Below are 2,540 nucleotides of genomic sequence, written 5' to 3'. Positions count from 1 at the left end.
GCCGATCCTGATGCCCGCGGAGGCCAGCGCGGCGCTGACCGCGGCGGCCGCGCCGGAGAAGCTGGCCGGCCGGTGGGTCGCGATCGCCACCTGCCGGGCCAGCACCTCGGCGATCACGTTGTCCGAGGCCCGCATCATCTGCTCGATCAGGACGTCGACCGGGGCGGAGCGGACCTGCCCGAGCAGCTTGGCACCGGCCGGCGCGCTGCCCCGGCCCACCTGCGCACCGCCCAGGGCGGCGGCCAGCGCGGTGCCGGCCGCCAGGTCCGGAGCCGCCGACCGGATCTCCTCACCCGGGGCGTCCCGGCCGGCGTCGACCATGGTGGCGGTGATCAGGCTGGCGTAGTCGGACGGGGTGTCGGCCGGGTCCCAGCCCGGTGCGGTCGCCGGACCGGTGAAGGCGGAGTCGTCCACGAGGACCTGCTGGACCCGGGCACCGCCCAGGCCGGCCCGCACCCTGGCCGCGAGGTCGGCGATCCGGGCCGCTTCGGCATACCGGGTGGGCTTGCCGGCCGGCGCCGCGGACAGCGTCGGGTCACCGCCGCCGACCAGCACCACGGTGCCGGGCCGCTCCCCTGCCACCACCCGGGTGCTGAACCGGTCGGTCGCCTGGCGCACCGTCAGCAGCGCCGCCGCGGTCAGCAGCTTGGCGGTCGAGGCGGGGGCCACCACCTCCGAGGACCGCTGGTCGAACAGCAGCGTCCCGGTGCCGGCGTCGAAGACCTGGCCGGCGACCGACGGCCCGAGTTCCGGATCGGCCAGCTCCTTCGCCAGCGCGGCGGCCACGCCGGCCGGGGTCGGGGCCGGCGGGTCCGGGCGGGCGGTGGCAGCGGCCGGCGGGGCCGCCGCCGAGGACAGCAGCGAGGCGATTCCGGGCGCCGCGGCGGTGGCCGCCGGAACCCGGACCGGGGTGAAGGCCCGGTCGGCGAGGAACTGGCGCCCGGCACCGACGCCGAAGTAGCCGGTCACGGCCAGCAGCACCGCCAGGAGCAGCAGCACCAGCCGAGCCGGCTTCGTTCCAGGGCGTGCCACGGTAGGCCACAATAAAGGGCACCCGTCGCGCGAGCGAAGGCGGCGCGTTCCGCAGCAGCCGGAAGGTGCCGTGAGAGGAGCCCGGAATGCAAGAGTTCGACGTGCTGATCGAGATTCCGAAGGGCAGCCGCAACAAGTACGAGGTCGACCACGCCACCGGCCGGATCCGGCTGGACCGCACGTTGTTCACCTCCACCCAGTACCCCGCCGACTACGGCTACATCGAGAACACCCTGGGCGAGGACGGCGACCCGCTGGACGCGCTGGTGCTGCTGCAGGGCGACCCGCTGTTTCCCGGCGTGCTGGTGAAGTGCCGCGCGATCGGGATGTTCCGGATGACCGACGAGAAGGGCGGCGACGACAAGGTGCTGTGCGTGCCGGCCAACGACCCGCGGCTGGAGCACCTGCGCGACATCCACAACGTCGGCGAGTTCGACCGGCTGGAGATCCAGCACTTCTTCGAGGTCTACAAGGACCTCGAGCCCGGCAAGAGCGTCGAGGGCGCGTCCTGGGTGGGCCGCGCCGCAGCGGAGGCCGAGATCGACGCCAGCCGCAAGCGGCTGGCCGAGAACCCGGACGCGGTGCACTGACCTCATCGCCCCCGGACCGGCCGGGCGGAAACGCTGTTGCTGCTCCTTCGGTACGGCATACGCCCGGCGGTGGGGGCCGAGACCCCCACCGCCGGACTGTCAGCTGATGGTTACTTGCCGGAGTTGTCCTTGGGCACGAGCACGGTCGCGCTCCCGAAACCGATGTTGCCGGACCGGTCCGTGGCGCGGTAGGTGATGGTGTAGATGCGGGCGCCGTCCGTGGCGCTGCGCTCGGCCCGGACGAAGACGCGCCCGTCTGCGGTGACCTGGACGTCGTCAGACGTGTTGCCGTCGCCCTGTCCGTCGTCAGGTTGGCTGACCTCGACGCCGACCAGCTTCACGACCGGGTTCGGATCTTCGTTGTCAGTGGCGGTGACCGTAGGGGTGACCTCCACCATCTTGTGGTTGGGCGACCAGATCGTGCTGGGGACGCCGCTCAACCTCACGGTTGGTGGCTGGGTGTCCTCCCCGGGATCGGCGATGCCGGCGAAGATAGCGTCAAGCGCGGCGGTGAAGTCCGCCCTGGACCCGCCGGGAATGAAGAAGTACTTGCCACCGGTCTCCTCCGCGATGCGTCTGAGCACCACTTGGCTCGACACCGGCGGTCCGAACGCGGAGGTTGCCGTGACCGCGGGTGCCGCGGCCAGGGCACTCATGCCGCAGTCACCGGTGAGGAGCACGTTGACGCGAGCCCCGCTGGCCTGCGCAGCGGCAATGATGCCGCTGACGTCCCCGCCGTGGGCCGAGGCATCGGTCGCCACGATCATCTGCTTGTCGGTATCCGGATCGGTACCCAGCGCATTCAGGCCGCTGGAGATCCCGCCCAACGCGTCCTCCGGGCAGTCGTCGCCACCCGATGCACGCAACCCGTTCACCCAGCTCAGCGCCTGGTCACGGTCCTCCGTGGTCCCGATGGTT

Annotated in this window: 2 protein-coding genes and 1 pseudogene; 1 reads left to right on the top strand and 2 read right to left on the bottom strand. The window is 72.2% G+C overall.

All coding sequences use genetic code 11. The annotated features are described in order from the left end of the window. Positions 1-1,032: D-alanyl-D-alanine carboxypeptidase (locus tag VF542_RS20200; protein ID WP_408653495.1), on the bottom strand; the 1,032-nt coding region annotated here is incomplete at its 3' end. A gap of 86 nt (positions 1,033-1,118) precedes the next feature. On the opposite strand from VF542_RS20200, the gene VF542_RS20195 reads away from it, so the two are divergent. After that, a complete protein-coding gene (locus VF542_RS20195; protein WP_408653494.1) occupies positions 1,119-1,622 on the top strand; it encodes an inorganic diphosphatase in 504 nt (167 codons plus the stop codon). Between the two features lie 110 nt (positions 1,623-1,732). Here VF542_RS20195 and VF542_RS20190 read toward each other — a convergent pair. Beyond that, positions 1,733-2,540, bottom strand: a pseudogene (locus VF542_RS20190) (VWA domain-containing protein); the annotation flags it as partial.

This window comes from Jatrophihabitans sp. (assembly GCF_036389215.1).
Lineage (GTDB): Bacteria > Actinomycetota > Actinomycetes > Mycobacteriales > Jatrophihabitantaceae > Jatrophihabitans_A.
The sequence above is the reverse complement of the archived record's forward strand: the minus strand, read 5'-3'. Positions and strand labels throughout refer to the sequence as shown.